The 16,950-nt window shown below is 49.5% G+C and carries 21 protein-coding genes and 1 pseudogene; 10 read left to right on the top strand and 12 right to left on the bottom strand.

The genetic code is table 11. From position 1 onward, the window contains the following. Nucleotides 1-33 precede the first annotated feature (33 nt). Entirely contained in the window at nt 34-1,317 is a 1,284-nt protein-coding gene (locus OGW16_RS22900; RefSeq protein ID WP_286519001.1) for a YeaH/YhbH family protein, read from the top strand. A gap of 75 nt (nt 1,318-1,392) precedes the next feature. On the opposite strand, the gene OGW16_RS22895 is transcribed toward OGW16_RS22900, so the two are convergent. Genes OGW16_RS22895 through OGW16_RS22885 form a run of 3 tightly spaced genes read right to left on the bottom strand, consistent with a single transcriptional unit; the run spans nt 1,393 to nt 3,261 of the window. Continuing rightward, nucleotides 1,393-2,031: a CatB-related O-acetyltransferase gene (locus tag OGW16_RS22895; protein ID WP_286518999.1), complete on the bottom strand. Its 639-nt coding sequence runs from the start codon at nt 2,029-2,031 to the stop codon at nt 1,393-1,395. A gap of 35 nt (nt 2,032-2,066) precedes the next feature. Beyond that, entirely contained in the window at nt 2,067-2,477 is a 411-nt protein-coding gene (locus OGW16_RS22890) for a hemerythrin domain-containing protein (protein WP_043016652.1), read from the bottom strand. Nucleotides 2,478-2,490: 13 nt separating this feature from the next. Next, on the bottom strand, nt 2,491-3,261 hold the full coding sequence (locus OGW16_RS22885) for a class I SAM-dependent methyltransferase (protein ID WP_043016653.1): 771 nt from the start codon (nt 3,259-3,261) through the stop codon (nt 2,491-2,493). A 165-nt stretch (nt 3,262-3,426) separates the two neighbouring features. Between OGW16_RS22885 and dgcJ the strand changes: the two genes are divergently transcribed. From dgcJ to OGW16_RS22870, 3 genes are all read left to right on the top strand, one after another. Next, nucleotides 3,427-4,917 carry a diguanylate cyclase DgcJ gene (gene dgcJ, locus OGW16_RS22880; RefSeq protein ID WP_043016654.1) on the top strand — a complete coding sequence of 497 codons (1,491 nt, stop codon included), beginning with the start codon at nt 3,427-3,429 and terminating at the stop codon, nt 4,915-4,917. A gap of 44 nt (nt 4,918-4,961) precedes the next feature. Beyond that, on the top strand, nt 4,962-5,465 hold the full coding sequence (locus OGW16_RS22875; RefSeq protein WP_043016655.1) for a YbaK/prolyl-tRNA synthetase associated domain-containing protein: 504 nt from the start codon (nt 4,962-4,964) through the stop codon (nt 5,463-5,465). Nucleotides 5,466-5,603: 138 nt separating this feature from the next. After that, nucleotides 5,604-6,050, top strand: coding sequence for a DUF441 domain-containing protein (locus OGW16_RS22870; protein ID WP_043016656.1), 447 nt, complete (start codon nt 5,604-5,606; stop codon nt 6,048-6,050). On the opposite strand, the pseudogene OGW16_RS22865 reads toward OGW16_RS22870, so the two are convergent. Then, nucleotides 6,027-6,825: pseudogene (locus tag OGW16_RS22865) on the bottom strand (AraC family transcriptional regulator). The gene OGW16_RS22870 and the pseudogene OGW16_RS22865 overlap by 24 nt on opposite strands. Nucleotides 6,826-6,923: 98 nt before the next feature. On the opposite strand from OGW16_RS22865, the gene OGW16_RS22860 reads away from it, so the two are divergent. After that, a complete protein-coding gene (locus OGW16_RS22860; RefSeq protein WP_087053164.1) occupies nt 6,924-8,111 on the top strand; it encodes a CynX/NimT family MFS transporter in 1,188 nt (395 codons plus the stop codon). Nucleotides 8,112-8,148: 37 nt separating this feature from the next. On the opposite strand, the gene OGW16_RS22855 is transcribed toward OGW16_RS22860, so the two are convergent. After that, nucleotides 8,149-8,856: a CTP synthase C-terminal region-related (seleno)protein gene (locus OGW16_RS22855; RefSeq protein ID WP_181231334.1), complete on the bottom strand. Its 708-nt coding sequence runs from the start codon at nt 8,854-8,856 to the stop codon at nt 8,149-8,151. 198 nt (nt 8,857-9,054) lie between these two features. Here OGW16_RS22855 and OGW16_RS22850 point away from each other — a divergent pair, with 198 nt between their 5' ends. Further along, the gene (locus tag OGW16_RS22850; protein WP_181231333.1) at nt 9,055-9,402 is read left to right on the top strand and encodes a DUF488 domain-containing protein; all 348 of its coding nucleotides are present in this window, start codon (nt 9,055-9,057) and stop codon (nt 9,400-9,402) included. 7 nt (nt 9,403-9,409) lie between these two features. Here OGW16_RS22850 and OGW16_RS22845 read toward each other — a convergent pair whose 3' ends face one another. Next, a complete protein-coding gene (locus OGW16_RS22845; protein ID WP_047411803.1) occupies nt 9,410-9,658 on the bottom strand; it encodes a putative hemolysin in 249 nt (82 codons plus the stop codon). A 186-nt stretch (nt 9,659-9,844) separates the two neighbouring features. Here OGW16_RS22845 and OGW16_RS22840 point away from each other — a divergent pair, with 186 nt between their 5' ends. From OGW16_RS22840 to yoaJ, 3 genes are read left to right on the top strand one after another with little or no spacing between them, the layout of a single operon-like run. Beyond that, nucleotides 9,845-10,870, top strand: a complete 1,026-nt coding sequence (locus OGW16_RS22840; RefSeq protein ID WP_080625060.1) for a sensor domain-containing diguanylate cyclase — start codon at nt 9,845-9,847, stop codon at nt 10,868-10,870. A 47-nt stretch (nt 10,871-10,917) separates the two neighbouring features. Continuing rightward, on the top strand, nt 10,918-11,016 hold the full coding sequence (locus OGW16_RS22835; RefSeq protein ID WP_032941789.1) for a YoaK family small membrane protein: 99 nt from the start codon (nt 10,918-10,920) through the stop codon (nt 11,014-11,016). Nucleotides 11,017-11,018: 2 nt separating this feature from the next. Beyond that, nucleotides 11,019-11,093 carry a protein YoaJ gene (yoaJ, locus tag OGW16_RS22830; protein ID WP_099530266.1) on the top strand — a complete coding sequence of 25 codons (75 nt, stop codon included), beginning with the start codon at nt 11,019-11,021 and terminating at the stop codon, nt 11,091-11,093. A gap of 49 nt (nt 11,094-11,142) precedes the next feature. Here yoaJ and OGW16_RS22825 read toward each other — a convergent pair whose 3' ends face one another. Continuing rightward, complete coding sequence (locus OGW16_RS22825; protein ID WP_043016663.1) at nt 11,143-11,391, bottom strand: GlsB/YeaQ/YmgE family stress response membrane protein; 249 nt, start codon at nt 11,389-11,391, stop codon at nt 11,143-11,145. Nucleotides 11,392-11,752: 361 nt separating this feature from the next. Between OGW16_RS22825 and fdhF the strand changes: the two genes are divergently transcribed. Then, a complete protein-coding gene (fdhF, locus tag OGW16_RS22820) occupies nt 11,753-13,900 on the top strand; it encodes a formate dehydrogenase subunit alpha (RefSeq protein ID WP_047411813.1) in 2,148 nt (715 codons plus the stop codon). Nucleotides 13,901-13,952: 52 nt separating this feature from the next. Here the strand turns inward: fdhF and OGW16_RS22815 are convergent, their stop codons facing one another. The 5 genes from OGW16_RS22815 to zinT form a co-directional block, all read right to left on the bottom strand. After that, complete coding sequence (locus tag OGW16_RS22815; protein WP_087050671.1) at nt 13,953-14,597, bottom strand: hypothetical protein; 645 nt, start codon at nt 14,595-14,597, stop codon at nt 13,953-13,955. A 218-nt stretch (nt 14,598-14,815) separates the two neighbouring features. Beyond that, complete coding sequence (locus tag OGW16_RS22810) at nt 14,816-14,998, bottom strand: DUF1869 domain-containing protein (protein WP_003832433.1); 183 nt, start codon at nt 14,996-14,998, stop codon at nt 14,816-14,818. Between the two features lie 3 nt (nt 14,999-15,001). Further along, the gene (yeaR, locus tag OGW16_RS22805) at nt 15,002-15,364 is read right to left on the bottom strand and encodes a DUF1971 domain-containing protein YeaR (RefSeq protein ID WP_003030735.1); all 363 of its coding nucleotides are present in this window, start codon (nt 15,362-15,364) and stop codon (nt 15,002-15,004) included. Nucleotides 15,365-15,537: 173 nt separating this feature from the next. Further along, nucleotides 15,538-16,176 (bottom strand): leucine efflux protein LeuE, encoded by a 639-nt coding sequence (gene leuE / locus OGW16_RS22800; protein WP_003840862.1) that lies wholly within the window; start codon nt 16,174-16,176, stop codon nt 15,538-15,540. A 140-nt stretch (nt 16,177-16,316) separates the two neighbouring features. After that, nucleotides 16,317-16,946: a metal-binding protein ZinT gene (zinT, locus tag OGW16_RS22795; RefSeq protein ID WP_181634715.1), complete on the bottom strand. Its 630-nt coding sequence runs from the start codon at nt 16,944-16,946 to the stop codon at nt 16,317-16,319. Nucleotides 16,947-16,950 lie beyond the last annotated feature (4 nt).

Genomic DNA, 16,950 nt, shown 5'->3' with positions numbered 1-16,950 from the left:
GACATGGCGAACAGTTGGCAGTACGGGGGGCATATGACCTGGTTCATAGACCGACGTCTTAACGGCAAAAACAAGAGCACGGTAAACCGTCAGCGCTTCTTACGCCGTTATAAATCGCAAATTAAACAGTCGATCTCCGAGGCCATTAACAAGCGTTCGGTGACTGATGTGGATAGCGGCGAATCTGTCTCTATTCCGACCGAAGATATTAGCGAACCGATGTTCCACCAGGGGCGTGGCGGCCTGCGCCATCGTGTGCATCCGGGTAACGACCATTTTGTGCAGAATGACCGTATTGAGCGCCCACAGGGTGGCGGCGGCGGTTCAGGAAGCGGGCAAGGCCAGGCCAGCCAGGATGGCGAAGGTCAGGATGAATTCGTCTTCCAGATCTCTAAAGATGAGTATCTCGATCTGTTGTTCGAAGATTTAGCACTTCCTAACCTGAAGCAGAATCAACAGCGTCAGTTAACGGAGTACAAAACGCACCGGGCAGGGTTTACCTCAAACGGTGTGCCTGCCAACATCAGCGTGGTGCGCTCCCTGCAAAACTCACTGGCGCGCCGCACGGCGATGACGGCGGGTAAGCGTCGCGAACTGCATGCGCTCGAAGCAGATTTGGAAACCATCGCGAAAAGTGAACCAGCGCAGTTGCTGGAAGAAGAACGGTTACGCAAAGAAATTGCCGAATTACGGGCAAAAATCGAACGCGTGCCGTTTATCGACACCTTTGATTTACGCTACAAGAATTATGAAAAACGGCCCGATCCTTCCAGTCAGGCAGTGATGTTTTGTCTGATGGACGTTTCTGGCTCAATGGATCAGTCGACCAAAGACATGGCCAAGCGTTTTTACATCCTGCTGTATTTGTTCCTGAGCAGGACCTACAAAAACGTGGAAGTGGTTTATATTCGCCACCATACCCAGGCGAAAGAGGTGGATGAGCACGAGTTCTTCTACTCTCAGGAAACCGGTGGCACCATTGTCTCCAGCGCGTTGAAGTTAATGGATGAAGTGGTAAAAGACCGTTACGACCCGGCCCAGTGGAATATTTATGCCGCACAGGCCTCGGACGGTGATAACTGGGCGGATGATTCACCGTTGTGTCACGAGATTCTGGCGAAAAAACTGCTACCGGTGGTGCGATATTATAGCTATATCGAAATCACCCGCCGCGCGCACCAGACCTTGTGGCGTGAATACGAACATCTACAGTCAACGTTTGAAAATTTTGCGATGCAGCATATCCGCGACCAGGATGATATTTATCCGGTATTCCGCGAACTGTTTCATAAGCAAAGTACGACCAGTAATAGCTGACCACATAAACAAATCAGCCAGAGATTACCTCCTCTGGCTGATTTTTATGACCACGTATCTTGACCAGACTTTATGTCATAGCGCATTTTGTCTCAGGCAAGCCACTTCCACTTCGAGCGCGGAAATATCGCCAGAAGACAACAGAGGTTGCATTTTCACGAGTGATTCCTCTGGTAGCTGGTACAAATTAAGGGCCAGTAATCGTTCAATTTCACCCATCGGCAGGCGATATTTTATTATTTTAGCCGGATTACCTCCGACTACAGCATACGGTGGCACATCTTTAGTCACCACCGTACCTGCTGCAACAACAGCGCCTTCCCCAATAGTAACGCCTGGCATGATCATGGCCCGCATACCTAACCAACAACCATCATGCAACACCGTGTCGCCACGAAACTCGTAAGCATCTTTGATTGACGCCATAAAAGGATAAAGGCTGATCCAGTCAAGCCGATGCGTACTATTTCCACCCATCAGAATAACGCTTTCCGCGCCTATGCAGACGAAATTCCCGATAATCAACTTATCCAAATGTCCAAGCGGTTCCCAGTCTTTGCTGATCTCATCGCCGAGTAAATACCTCACAACCGAATGTTCGAATCCTTGATCCCAGCAATCACTGTAATAACTATGTGTACCCTTAATAATAATATTAGGGTTGGTCACCGTCTGATGAAGATACTCCATTCTCGACCAGTGTTTTTCTGACACTTCACAATCCTTTTATCATTGAGTTTTAAAACACCCTACATCCTTTCCACCAGCGGATAGAAGTCTTTATTTTCTTTTTGCATACGCTCATACACTTTGCGTAAAACATTGTTGGCATCACATCTGAATGCCGCATCATTACCTACTAATTTACTGGCAATATTCCAGCGCCGGGAAAAAACTTCATATTCACTGACGATATCCGTCATTTCGCGTTGAAATTTTGAGCTAACCTGTCTGAGCGTGCTGCTTCCATCATGTTCAATATGCGGATAAAGGAACTGATCTTCAGCAGACAAATGCGTTTTAATAATTGCACTCATGCTAACGATCGCAGTAGCAATTTCCTGAGCATTGGAAGATACCCCTGCATGGCTCAACTTACGCAGAAATGATATTTTTTCCAGGATTTCAACATGCTGATTTTTCATTTTATCAATATTCATCCGGTTATCCTTTTCATTTTCCCTTTACGGAGCAGCAGGCAATGTAGTTGAGCTGGTGACGTTGCGAGCGGAAGAAGCGAAACATTTTCAGGAACCGGCGACGATTGTCACTCGTGCGTAAGCCGTTAAACACAATTTTAATCGCTCCTGTAAGCCCTTCATCACGAATTAATCCTCGCGGCGACATCAGCGACATATCGCCATTCTGCTGCAGGACCTGTTCAAACCCACAGTTGAGAAATAACTCGCGCCAGGCTTGTCTGGTCATCGGGCTGACATTCGACTTCACCACCTCTACAAGCTGGCCCTGCTCGCCCGCGCCCAGTTTTTGTGCGGTAAACATAATGTCGTGAGTGAGCAGACGACCGCCGGGCTTCAATACGCGAAAATACTCGGCAACTAACTTCGCCTTCGCTTTATCGGCATACATTGTCAGCATGGCTTCGTTAATCACAACGTCGAAACTGTTATCCGCAAAAGGAAGGATGTTGGCGTTAGCAGCCATGACGTGAATGTGATTTTCCAGACCTTTTGCCGCCACGTTGTTTCTGGCGTTTTCCAGTGCGGTTTTATCCATATCAATGGCGTATACCGTACAACCATAGCGTTGAACTAACTCTATCGCCGTCGTGGCCATGTTGCATGCCACTTCAAGTACCTGGCTGTTGGACGTTAACTGTGACTGGCTGAACAACCACTCTGTTGCTTCAACGCCTCCCGGACGCAGACGTGTTTTGCCCAGGCTGGCTAAGAAAGTATGCCCCGCTTTTTCAGTCGCGCTCATCTGTCTGTCTCCTTTTCTATAAGTTGCATTATAAATACAACATTAAGAGTTAAAGGTGAAGCACGCGAATGATTTTTATTACAAAATGTCCTTTCCAGTAGCGTTAGAGCGGATGTATGCCGTGTGATAGACTGAAGTATCAGACTTACAGGGCTGTAAATCATTATGAAATTGCATCATAAAGCGCTCAGGCTCTTTATCTCCGTCAGCGTAATTGTTTTGACGTCTTCTTTTTTGGTTTATGAGCTCATTGCCAGCGATAAAGCAATGAATGCGTATATGCGCTATATCAATGAGAAAGCAGACTCGTCGTTTCTCTATGATAAGTATACTAATCAAAGCATTGCAGCCCATCTGATGCGCACTTTTTCATCCCCCCAGGAACCTGCTTCTGTCGAGCAACAAAAAGCACTTTGCAACGCTTTCGACAGCGTTAACGGCACTCATGGGCTCAACCTCACGAAGCATAGCTACCAGCCATTACACGGTACGTTGCAAACTACCTCCACAAAATGTAGCGAGAAACTTGAAGATATATTTCTACTGCCTTCTTTTGACCAGGCGGTAAACGTTAATCGTGAGCAAAAAGATTACGGTCAGGGATTAGGTACGCTGGAGTATAAATTTCGATATTACGTCGATCTCAAGAATAATTATGTCTATTTCTATGATCTGATCGACTCGCGAAAATTTGCGATACACAACTGGTCGTTTTTGCAAAAAGGTACCCTGGGAATCGACCAGAATGATATTGACGGTATCTTCACGGGGCGCACGGTGATCTCCAGCATTTATGAAGATAATCTGACCGAGAAAAAGGTGATGAGCTTTTTAACACCGGTCTACTATGCCAGTAAGTTAAAAGGCGTGGTGATGGTGGATATCAACAAAGAGAATTTAAAGAATATTTTTTATACCAGCGACCGCCCTCTCGTCTGGCGCTATCTTAACGTAACGCTCTCGGACATCAACTCTGGTAAAGAGATACTCGTTCACCAAAGCGAGACCAACCTGTTTCGCTACGTTCACTACCAGAAGGAGATACCCGGCGGGATACGCATCACTTTATCGCTTGATTTTATGTACTTTATTGTCTCCTCCTGGAAAATATTCGCCTTCTATCTGCTGGCGACGATCCTGCTGCTGAATATGGTCAGAACACACTTTCGGCTGTACCACAACGTCACGCGGGAAAACATCAGTGACGCGATGACCGGGCTCTATAACCGTAAAATTCTCACGCCGACGCTCGAACAGCGTTTACAGCAGTTAGTAAACTCAGGCACCCTCGTGACCTTTATCGCCATTGATTGCGATAAACTAAAAGTCATTAATGATACGCTGGGTCATAAGGAAGGCGATCGCATTATCACCATTCTGGCCAAAGCTATTCAAACCTCGATTCGCAAAAGCGACTATGCCATCCGCCTCGGTGGGGATGAGTTTTGTATTATCCTCATCGATCACCCCGGCGAATTAACGCCTCGCCTGCTGGAGAGGATCCGCTATAACTTACAAATTATTGCGCAAGATATATCAATCAGCTTTTCCGCAGGGATTTATAATATGCAGCCAAACGACACCATCGATGATGCCTATAAAGCATCCGATGCACAGCTCTACCTGAACAAACAGAAAAAGCGCACCGGTGCGTGATCTTTTTTCTGACAGGATTTTCATTGTTGTACCAGGAGTAAGTCATGACGGAAGTGAACAAAGGTAACGCCACACATCAGCGTTTAATTTCGCTGTTGGCAGAACAAGGCGCAACGTATCGCGTAATAAGCCATGAAGCCGTAGGTAAATGTGAAGCGGTTTCTGAAATTCGTGGTACCGCGCTGGGTCAGGGAGCAAAAGCGCTGGTCTGTAAGGTGAAAGGCAACGGTGTAAATCAGCATGTACTGGCGATTCTGTCTGCTGACCAGCAGGCTGACCTGAGCCTGCTCGCCAGTCATATCGGCGGGTTAAGAGCATCACTTGCCAGCCCTGCGGAAGTCGATGAGCTGACAGGCTGCGTATTTGGCGCTATCCCACCGTTTAGCTTCCATCCAAATCTCAAGCTGGTTGCCGATCCGCTATTATTTGCGCGTTTTAATGAAATTGCGTTCAATGCCGGGGTGCTCGAAAAATCCGTGATTATGGATACCGCAGATTATCTGCGCATCGCGCAACCGGAATTAATCCCGTTCCGCCGCGAGCAATAACAGCCCGAGTTAGCAGTAAAATACGTCGCGTCGTGCGTTAGCCCAAAAAAAATCATAATCATTAAAAAAAGCCTGTTCCGTCACGCATTTACGCGTACAGTAAGCAGGCTTATTTTTTCTTTTGGCAAGGAAACTACGATGTTTGATGTCACTCTGCTGATCCTGCTCGGACTGGCAGCTCTGGGCTTTGTCAGCCACAACACCACTGTCGCTGTTTCAATTCTGGTGCTGATCATTGTCCGTGTTACCCCTCTGAATACTTTCTTCCCATGGATAGAAAAACAGGGCCTGACCGTCGGGATTATCATTCTGACCATTGGCGTTATGGCGCCGATCGCCAGCGGAACGCTACCGCCCTCCACGCTCATCCACTCCTTTGTTAACTGGAAATCACTGGTCGCTATTGCCGTCGGGGTATTTGTCTCCTGGCTTGGCGGGCGCGGTATCACGCTTATGGGCAGCCAACCTCAGCTCGTTGCCGGTTTACTGGTGGGCACGGTACTGGGCGTGGCGCTATTTCGCGGTGTGCCGGTGGGGCCGCTCATTGCAGCAGGTCTGGTGTCATTGATTGTTGGGAAGCAGTAGCCAGCCCAGCCAGATAACGGCCTGGCGTCTGCCCCAGGCCTTTTTTGAACATGGTGATAAATGCCGTGGTTGAATCGTAACCGAGCATTTGCGCAACCTGTTGCACGTTATGACCATCTATCAGCGCCTGCAGCGCCAGAATCAGTTGAAGCTGGTGACGCCAACGGCGAAAACTCAACCCCGTTTCCTTAACGACCAGACGGGCAAGGTTCCGCTCACTCATCGCAAATACGCTGGCCCACTGCCCCAAGGTCTGCCACTGCGCCGGTTCCCGCGCCATCGTCGCGACCATTTTGCGGATTTTCGGGTGTTCGGAAACCGGTAACTGCATTTGCTCCTGCGGCTGCTGCGGAAGTTCATCAAATAATACCTGCGTCAGTCGCTGGGTTGCCGGCTCCAGTCGTTGAGTATCCGTTTTGGACGCCAGCGCCAGAATAAGCTCCCGACATAACGGGGCGATTTTCAGCGTGCAGCAGCGTTCGGGCATCACGACGGCCTGCGGCTCAATAAACAAAAAGCACAATTGCGCGCCAACGGTAACGTGGTTGCTGTGTGGAATCTCACCGGGGATCCACACGGCATATTGTGGAGGCACCATCCACATGGCATTTTCAACCTCACAGGTGATCGCGCCATGCAACGCCAGAATCAACTGACCCTTACGGTGTTGATGTAGCGGACTGAAGAGTTCATCTTCCCGGGCCTGAATACAAAACGCCACCGCCGCATCGTGATGAAGGTCGGGCTCATACCCATCCAGCCTCAGTCCTAACATAAAATGTCCGTTTTTAGCGATAAACTGTCATTTTAGCTTGATTCATCCATAGAGTAAAAACGCTAAAGTATCGCCTCGCCTGACGATATGAGAAAAAAATGACAAATACGCCTTCCTCCCGCGGCAAAAACGCAGCTTTGCTGATTGCGGGGATCCTGATGATTGCCACCACATTGCGCGTCACCTTTACCGGTGCCGCCCCATTGCTGGATGCAATTCGCGCCGATTATGGTCTGAGCACCGCCCAGACGGGACTTCTGACTACCCTGCCGCTGCTGGCGTTTGCTCTGGTATCGCCTCTGGCCGCCGCCGTTGCGCGCCGTTGGGGCATCGAGCGCAGCCTGTTTGCCGCTATGCTACTGATTTGCGCAGGTATTGCGATACGTTCGCTACCCTCACCTGGGTTCCTGTTTAGTGGCACCGCCATCATTGGTTGCGGAATCGCACTGGGAAATGTGCTTTTACCTGGGCTGATCAAGCGTGATTTTGCTCAGCATGTGGCAAAACTCACTGGAGCATACTCATTGACCATGGGCGCGGCGGCGGCACTGGGTTCAGCTATTGTGGTTCCGCTGGCGTTGAACGGGTTTGGCTGGCGCGGTGCGCTGATGGTACTGATGGTTTTTCCGCTGCTGGCGCTGATTATCTGGTTACCTCAATGCCGCCAGAAGGCCAATGCCAGTCTGAGCAACTCGCGCGCATTGCATTCCCGCGCCATCTGGCGATCAAGCCTCGCCTGGCAGGTGACGCTGTTTCTCGGGATCAATTCACTTATCTACTACGTGATCATCGGCTGGCTGCCTGCCATTTTGATCAGCCACGGTTACAGCGAGGCGCAGGCTGGTTCGTTACATGGTTTACTGCAGTTGGCAACCGCCGCGCCAGGGTTATTAATCCCTCTCGTACTGAACAGATTTAAGGATCAGCGCGCCATCGCCGCTCTGGTTTCGTTAATGTGCGCCCTCGGCGCGGCAGGATTCGCGGTAATGCCAGACCAGGCATTGCTATGGACTATCCTGTTTGGCTTTGGCTCAGGCGCGACGATGATCCTCGGCTTGACCTTTATTGGACTGCGCGCAAGCTCAGCACATCAGGCTGCTGCCCTGTCCGGCATGGCACAATCTGTTGGGTATTTACTGGCCGCCTGCGGGCCACCGCTGATGGGTAAAATTCACGACCTCAACGGTAGCTGGCTGATTCCATTAGCGGGTGTCGCCGTGTTAGCGATGCTGATGGCAGTGTTTGGTCTGTGCGCGGGACGCAATCGGGAAATCGCAAACGCATAATACAGCGGGCAGGTTCGTGAACAACCTGCCTGTTTTTTCATCCACGCGCAGCGCGCAGCATCGCCTGAACTAACGGCACGGGTTTTCCCGCGAGAGCTCCGCGTTCATGCTGAAAGAGCGTACCGACATAAAATGGATGCGTCACCAGCTCAATGACGCGGATATCACCAGCTTCATCCCAACCGGTTACCCTAAGATCGCCGCTTTCAAGCTCGGCGGCAAAATCCTCCGATACGCCGTAGTTGCAGTGATACCCCTCGGTGATAACATCCCGTCCGTAGGCTTTGGCAATCAGCGTATTGGCTCGCAGCTCAATATCATCCGTTTTTTCTACCAGCGAGCAGGTTAACGGCGCGATCACCATCCGACCCGTGCTGTCCGTCTCCGCGTGTGCGGCGTCGCTCCAGCCCAGCACGTTGCGGGCATACTCCAGAATCGCATGTTGAAAACCGCCACAGGTCCCCAGGAATGGGATGCTGTTTTCACGCGCGTGGCGTATCGCTATCAACGCCCCTTCAACATGGCGATATGGACTGCCAGGAACGACCCAGATGGCATCATAGCCGATCAAATCTTCACTGCTGCTGATATCAGATGTGGTTAGCCAGTCATAATCAGCCACCAATTCCAGGACGGCGGCGGCATCATCGATGGCAAGAGGGATAGCCTGGTGCGCTACAATATCGGGACTGTAATCGCCCACCAGCGCAATGCGAAGCGTATCTTTAATTGGGGAAATTTCCATTAAGCTTTCCTTATGTCCAGACAATGAGGGACACTATAAGGAGCCTCAGCCTACCTATTTTTTGTTGATATCACAATCCCTTAAATTGGGTGTCAGAGCGGGCAGAATGCTATAATGGTCACGTTTTACGATCTTATTTAACCGTAATAAAGGTGATGAAATATATCAAAGCAGTGGCTTAAAGGAGCGGATGAAAAGATGAAAATTCAATGTAAACGCGTGTATGACCCCGCGGAAAAAGATGATGGCTATCGCGTACTGGTCGACCGGTTGTGGCCTCGCGGGATAAAAAAAACCGACCTTGTTTTTGATGAATGGAATAAAGCGCTTACGCCGTCATCTGATTTACGTAAGGCGTTCCACGCAGAATTGATTGATTTTTCTCACTTTTCCGAGCAATACCGCACTGAGCTGGCCCAACAGCAGCAGGAAGGAAAGCGTCTCGCAGAGATTGCCCGACACCAAACCTTAACGCTACTGTATGCGGCGAAAAATACTCAGCAAAACCACGCACTGGTGCTCGCTGAGTGGCTACGTCAATGCTGACCGCGTATCACTTACCCGTTTCCGGATGATCTCTACGCCAGAGCGCCCATTCATCAATAACTTCACCGCCGGGTAGTTTGCAGTCTGACCTTACGCCTTGTGGGGTCTGCACCGCAATCAGCGAGCCGCCCTTTTGTTCGCAATACACCGATGCCGGATTCGCCATGCCAATCTTAGGTGGTTTGGGGGCTTCAGGCTGAGCGGTACATCCCGCCAGCACCAACAAGCCGGGCAAAACAATAGACGCCAGTTTCATATTTACTCCTGTTAAAAAACTTATCCTGGCAGGTTACCCCGACTTTACATCTATCTCCATATTTTCCTGCCAGCTATCCATTTTATGTTTACATTCTGTGCTGGATGGCGTGTTTCATCTTTCACCTTGATGTTCTATCATGCGGGCAACGTCAGCCCAGTCATTACTCAGGAGCATTTACACCTCATGTCGGACATGATCCTTGCCAGAGTCTCACAATCCTTAGCTACGGAGCAGTCAGTTGAGAGTCTGGTTCGCCAACTTCTGGAGATGCTGGAAGTGGTGACAGAGATGGAATCCACCTATTTAACCAAGGTCGATTTAGATGCCCGCCTGCAGCATATTTTGTACGCGCGCAATAGCAAGCAGATGCAGATCCCTGAGGGGCTGTCCGTACCGTGGGATGAGACGCTGTGCAAACGCGCCATAGACGAAAACTGTCTGTACAGCGATAACGTACCCGCCCGCTGGCCGGAATGCACCGCCGCCCGCACGCTGGAGATAACCACCTTCCTGAGCACTCCGGTTCATCTTCCCGACGGAACGTTTTACGGAACGCTCTGCGCCACCAGCCGTCGCCAGCATGCCTTGAGCCAACGTGGCGAGCAGGTGTTACATCTGTTTGCGGGCCTGATCGCCCAGTCGATTCAAAAAGAGTCGCTGGTGGCTCAGTTACGCGAAGCGAATGCCGCGCTGATTGCCCACTCCTATACCGATGCCCTGACCGGATTACCAAATCGGCGCGCAATCTTTGAAAATGTCGAGACCCTTTTTTCGCTTGCCCGCCACCTCAGGCAGAAGGTAGTCGTCGCCTATATTGATTTGGATGATTTCAAATTGATTAATGACCGCTTTGGTCATGAGGTTGGCGATCAGTTCCTGATCCAGATTGGTCAGCGCCTGCTTGGTGAATGCGGTGACAATGATATTCTTGGTCGACTGGGCGGTGATGAATTTTTAGTCGTTAGCCTGTCACCGGAAGATGACAAAGAGCAACGCGATCGCCTGCTGCAGGTAAAGAATCAACTACATCAGCAAATTTGTGGCGACTACCTCCTGGGTGACATTCATCTGTTTTATCCTGGCGCCAGTCTGGGCATCGTGGAAATTGATCCGCTGGAGACTGATGTAAACTGTGCGCTTCACCTTGCAGACAGCGCTATGTACAAAGATAAGAAACGTCAGGATAAAACCCCTTTTGTCGTACATTAAGCCCTGCTATGCTGACTCGTCTTTAAATCACTCTGGCAGATAATCGTATGCGACTCGGTATTATTTTCCCCGTCATCATTTTCATTTCCGCTGTCGTTTTCTTATCCTGGTTTTTTATTGGCGGTTACGCTGCGCCGGGAGCATAACGATGAAAAAAACAACGTTGATTATGATTGGGGTGGCTATCATCGTCGTTCTGGGAACGGAACTGGGCTGGTGGTAATCAAAGAAAAAGGCCACTTATCAGTGGCCTCTGTTGTCTGTATGTTTACTTAGCTTTTGATTTTTCTGTAGATAAACAACACCACAATCGCGCCGATAACCGCTACGACGAAACTGCCGAAGTTGAAGCCATCGACTTTACCAAAACCAAAGAGGGTACTTATCCAGCCACCCACTACCGCGCCAACCACCCCTAAGATAATGGTCATAAAGAATCCGCCGCCATCTTTACCCGGCATAATCCATTTTGCCAAAATCCCAGCGATAAGACCGAAAACCACCCATGAAATGATGCCCATAATTTTCCTCACTTATGTTTTTAAATTAACGATTCACTCGTCGTATAAAAGCATAGCATAGCGCTGAAAAATTAAAATTTGTGATCATCATCACTTCTGATTTTCATCTTTTTCCGATGTTTCATAATGTTATGACTGCTGAGCAACGTGCTAAATTTTTGTCGCATCTCGTCATTAATGTCGAATCGTCAGTCATCATACTTAACGCTTTGGCTGTCAGCCGCGCTATTGCTGGGTTTTCACTTCTGGCACACTTTATGCTTTAACAGCCCGTCACCATGACAAATCGTAGCCCGCGATGCCTATCGCTTGGCTGCGTCTACAATTCGCGCTATTTCAGCATTTAACAGGTCTGTTATTGATGAAAAAAATCACCAGTGTTTGCCCATACTGTGGGGCCGGGTGCAAGCTTAAGCTTGTCGTTGAAAATAACAAAATCATCCGCGCTGAAGCCGCAGAGGGTGTAACAAACCAAAATCAGTTATGCCTGAAAGGCTACTATGGTTGGGACTTTCTTAACGATACTCGCCTTCTGACCCCTCGTCTGACTCGCCCGATGATCCGTTATGAAAAAGGTGGAAAATTCACTCCCGTTAGCTGGGATGAAGCCATTCGTTACACCGCTAAACGCTTATCTGAAATCAAAAATACCTATGGCCCTCGCGCCATCATGACCACTGGTTCTTCCCGAGGCACCGGGAATGAAACCAACTATGTGATGCAAAAATTCGCACGTGGCGTGCTACATACCAACAATGTCGATTGCTGTGCCCGCGTCTGTCACGGTCCTTCCGTTGCCGGGTTACAGGAAACGTTAGGCAATGGCGCAATGAGCAACTCCATCAGCGACATTGAAAACTCAAAATGCCTGCTGATCTTTGGTTATAACTGCGCAGACTCACACCCAATCGTGGCTCGCCGGGTAATTAAAGCTCGCCAGAACGGCGCAAAAATCATTGTCTGCGACCCGCGTCGTATTGAAACCGCCCGTATCGCTGACCAACATTTGCAGTTAAAAAACGGTTGCAATATGGCGCTGGTCAACGCCTTTGGCCATGTTCTGATCGAAGAGCAACTCTACGATCGCGAATATGTGCAAAAGCATGCGGAAGGCCTGGAAACATATTGGGAAGTCGTTAAGGACTATGCGCCTGAAGCTGTTGAACATTTGACCGGCGTTCCAGCACAACAGGTTCGTCAGGCAATGCGTACATTTGCCGCGGCGCCATCGGCAACCGTAATGTGGGGAATGGGCGTCACCCAGTTTGGTCAGGCCGTTGACGTGGTTCGCGGTTTATCGAGTCTGGCGTTGCTGACCGGAAATCTGGGACGTCCTAACGTCGGCGTTGGCCCGGTGCGCGGGCAAAATAACGTGCAGGGCGCGTGCGATATGGGGGTACTGCCTAACCAGTTCCCAGGGTATCAGGACGTGACCGATTTTGCCGTTCGGGAGAAATTCGCCACCGCCTGGGGCATCGATGTTAATCAGATGGATGACAAGGTCGGGACCCGTATCACCGAAGTTCCGCATCTGGCTATCGAAGGTAAAATCAAAGCCTACTACATCATGGGAGAAGATCCGCTGCAAACCGAGGCCGATTTGGGTCTGGTCCGCGAAGGATTTAACGCGCTCGATTTTGTCGTCGTGCAGGATATATTCATGACTAAAACGGCGGAAATGGCTGATGTTCTACTGCCTGCCACCTCATGGGGCGAACACGGCGGCGTCTTTACCTGTGCCGATCGCGGCTTCCAGCGTTTTGAGAAAGCGATTGACCCCACCGGTGATGTAAAGCGTGACTGGGAGATTATCAGCCTGCTGGCCAGCGAAATGGGTTATCCAATGCAGTATCAAAATAACCAGCAAATCTGGGATGAGATGCGCGAACTATGCCCACTGTTCTACGGCGTGACCTATGAGAAAATGGGTGAGATGGGGCATGTTCAGTGGCCATGCACGGATCTCGATAGTCCTGGAACACCATACCTTTACGCGCACAGCCAGTTTGATACCGCCAATGGCAAAGGCAAACTGTTTGCCGCACAGTGGCGAGCGCCCGCAGAAGTTCCTGATGACAAATATCCGCTGGTACTGTGTACGGTGCGCGAGGTCGGGCACTACTCCTGCCGTTCGATGACCGGCAACTGTGCAGCGTTGCAAGCGCTGGCAGACGAGCCTGGATATGTGCAAATCAATACCCATGATGCAGAAAAGCTGGGTATTCGTCATCGTGACCTGGTATGGGTCAGCTCGCGTCGGGGTAAGGTCATCAGCCGCGCAGACGTCTCCGAGCGCATCAATGCCGGAACAGTCTATATGACTTATCAATGGTGGATTGGCGCGTGTAACGAGTTAACCCAGGATAACCTTGATCCTATTTCGAAAACGCCGGAAACCAAATATTGCGCCGTGAATATTGAGCACATTACCGATCAGGGATGGGCAGAGAAATATGCCGCGCAAACGTATAGTGACATGAAATCACGCCTGTGTGAGGCTATTGCGTAAGTCAGCGCCATCATCGCCTGAGTCTAACTTTCCAGACTCAGGCCTTATCTCATTACTTCGCCAGCTGGGCTTCACTAAAACGGATGGAAGCAGTTTCCTCCTGCTTATCACGTCGCATAAAGCCCAGGTTCATCAGGAACAATCCCGCCATAAACGGTAGCTCATACAATTCTTCAATCAGATCGCCATACTGTGCATTGTGCAGAAAGATGGGGGCCAGCAGACGATGATGCTCCACCGTATCAGAGATTAAAAATGCACAGGTGGTGATCGCCAACAGCCAGAGCGGTAACGGTTCATTACGCACACGGCGGGCAATATCCTGGCGTAAGTGCTTCGACAGCAGCACCGGCAGAATAAGCATGGCAATTAATACAACTGAGATAGCTCTGAACAGAAGTTTAGGATGCTCAGGGAAGTAATCGCGTCCCCAACTGGTACTTCGGCCCAGCAAGACCACCCACCACGCTGCCGCCCAAAGCCAAAATTGCTTCTCGCCTACAGGACGTGATAAAGGTCGGATGTAGATAAGAGTAAATACCGCGCCAAACAGCAGCCAAAGCGCCTGGCCATTTTCAATCCATTTGACGACAGTCCCGTTGAGCAGCGGTAGATGCCAGTTCGCGACGAACGGGATTGCGACAATGACCAGTCCAAGAATGATTGTGGATAATGTAAGTCGGGTATTGAGTTTCATAAGCGCGATGTTCTGTATTGTTACTGTTTCGCGATCATAACCCCTGTGAATGATCAACTATTAGCAATCAATGCGAATTTCTTAAGGTATTCTTAAGGAATCCTTTTCCGGACACATTCGTGTTTCGCGCGGATAAAAAAACCGCACTGCGCCATCGAAACGCAGTGCGGTTTTTAGACTAAAAACTAATGTATTCAATCAGTAGCAGTAGCTAACGCTTACCACCCGCAGACTTCGTGCTCATTCTCGGTATCGTACGAACGCACGGTGTTGACCAGATCTTTGACAACTTCTGCTGCCACATCCGGCACCAGTAATGTCATAGGTGCTTCTGTTTCATAATCAACAGAAACACCGTTGCTGTTATTGGTCACTGTTACGGTATAGGTTGCTTTACCCATGATTTACTCCTTGCCGGTGCGCACGACTTTTCGTTGATTTGCGCTCTCCATCAGAACTTCCGGGGCAACGAAAAAATCGATATTAAAGTAAGTGTCGTCGGTCATCACTTCGATGTTATGCCATTTTTCCGGTGGAAAAACGCCAAACTGACCTGCTTCAATAACCATCACCTCTACTGGCTCCGGACTGTGTTCATCTGCGTATCCGAGATATTTGACCGCCCCCTGCATAACCGAAAGTCGAGGATAAACCCCGGCCCGGGTTCCTTTATCAAGGTGGCGTTCGAAAATTCCGGCAGGCGCCGTTTCTTTGTTCCAGAATGGAGTAGAGCGTGTATGGATATGATTCTGTGGAATTTGAAGCATTTTTCTTCCCTTTTCCAGTCGACAACCAGCGAGTCTTATTGAACCGCTGCTGTACACAGGGTACGCCTCAAAATATACATTTAAAATACCATTTATTGGTTATAACCATACGATTATCAATGAAAAGCAGAGCATCATATCGAAGGCCCGCCGCAATCAGCGGGCCGATAGCATCACGACTGAAGCGTGGCCAGACGAGCGGCAAAACCGACGAAAATCAGACCGATAAGGGAATTACCCACTTTGGCCAATTTTTTCTTCGTACGGATATACTGCGTCACGAACGCGCCGGAGAAAATAAGGAAGCTCAGGTAGAAAAAGCTCACTATCTCAAGCGTAATAGCCAAAATAAAGAAAGACAATCCTGAGTGCGGCGCATTGACATCAATAAACTGCACGAAGAACGAAACATAAAACAGAATAGCTTTGGGATTGGTCAGACTCAGAATGAGTGCGCGTTTAAAAATGGCACCAAACGGGACTTCCTCTGGCGCGGCGTCTCCTGCTTTCGATTTCAGTGTTGCATACAGGATCTTCGCGCCAAGATACAGTAAATAGAACGCGCCGAGGTAACGAACGATGTTAAACAAAACGGGCGTTGTTTTGATCAATGCGGCAACGCCGGCATAGGCCAAAAACATCAACACGGCATCACCGATAAACACACCGCTGGCTGCGAGATAACCGCCCTTCACTCCCCGACCGACGCTGTTCTTCAGCACAAATATCGTATTGGGCCCCGGTACCAGCACGATAAAAATAGCCCCCACCAGATACGTCCAGTAATTCAGAACTCCATACTCTGCGAACACGTTAACCTCTTCCTGAAAAAACACATGCACTTGCTGCAATACAATATGCTAACGAATGCGACAGGTGATGGAAAGAGAAGGTTATTAATTAAAAAAACCCGCCACTGGTGGCGGGTGTGTACAGATAAGGTTAATTTGGATCAGTGGTGCAGCATCTCATCCACAACCTCTTCGCCCTTTAACTGATAAGGGTAGTAGGTAGGCCAGTTTTCCATCTCTTCAAGCAAGGCTGCCTGCGAGGTATTTCCCATAAAGATATGGAAGTGGCTGGATTTACGCGGTGCGATAATATGATCGCTGAATTGCACGTATTTAGGTGCTTTGCTGTCAGCGGCTTTACACTCAAACAAATACCGTACACCTTTCTTGCCTGATTTATAGTGCAAAATTTTAAACCCGGCATAGTCGTATTTGCACGATGCAACCTGATTACCGGTGTGAAATTCCATCACGCCATTTTCTATGCCAATGGTGTCTACGTTGGTTGCATAGCCTGTACGATAATAAGCTTTAATTTGTTCTGCCGTTTTGCTTTTATCTTTCTCCGCTTTCTTTTTGAATACCGGATCAAGCTCGCCGCTGACCAGATACGGATAGACGGATTGCCACATGCCATCCCAGTCGGTCAGCGCCCTGTCCTGCACCTGGTTATCATCAAATATCCCCTCCGACGCCTTTTGTTCTGCCTCACTCATTGGCGCACCATGGGAATGATGACCATGCGCCAAAACCGAACCACTGACTAAAAGCATCCCCAGAGCGATTGTCATTTTT

The organism is Citrobacter sp. Ce104 (assembly GCF_030334595.1).
Classification (GTDB): Bacteria; Pseudomonadota; Gammaproteobacteria; order Enterobacterales; family Enterobacteriaceae; genus Citrobacter; species Citrobacter europaeus.
Note: the sequence above shows the minus strand (reverse complement) of the source record. Positions and strands in the feature narration are given on the sequence as shown.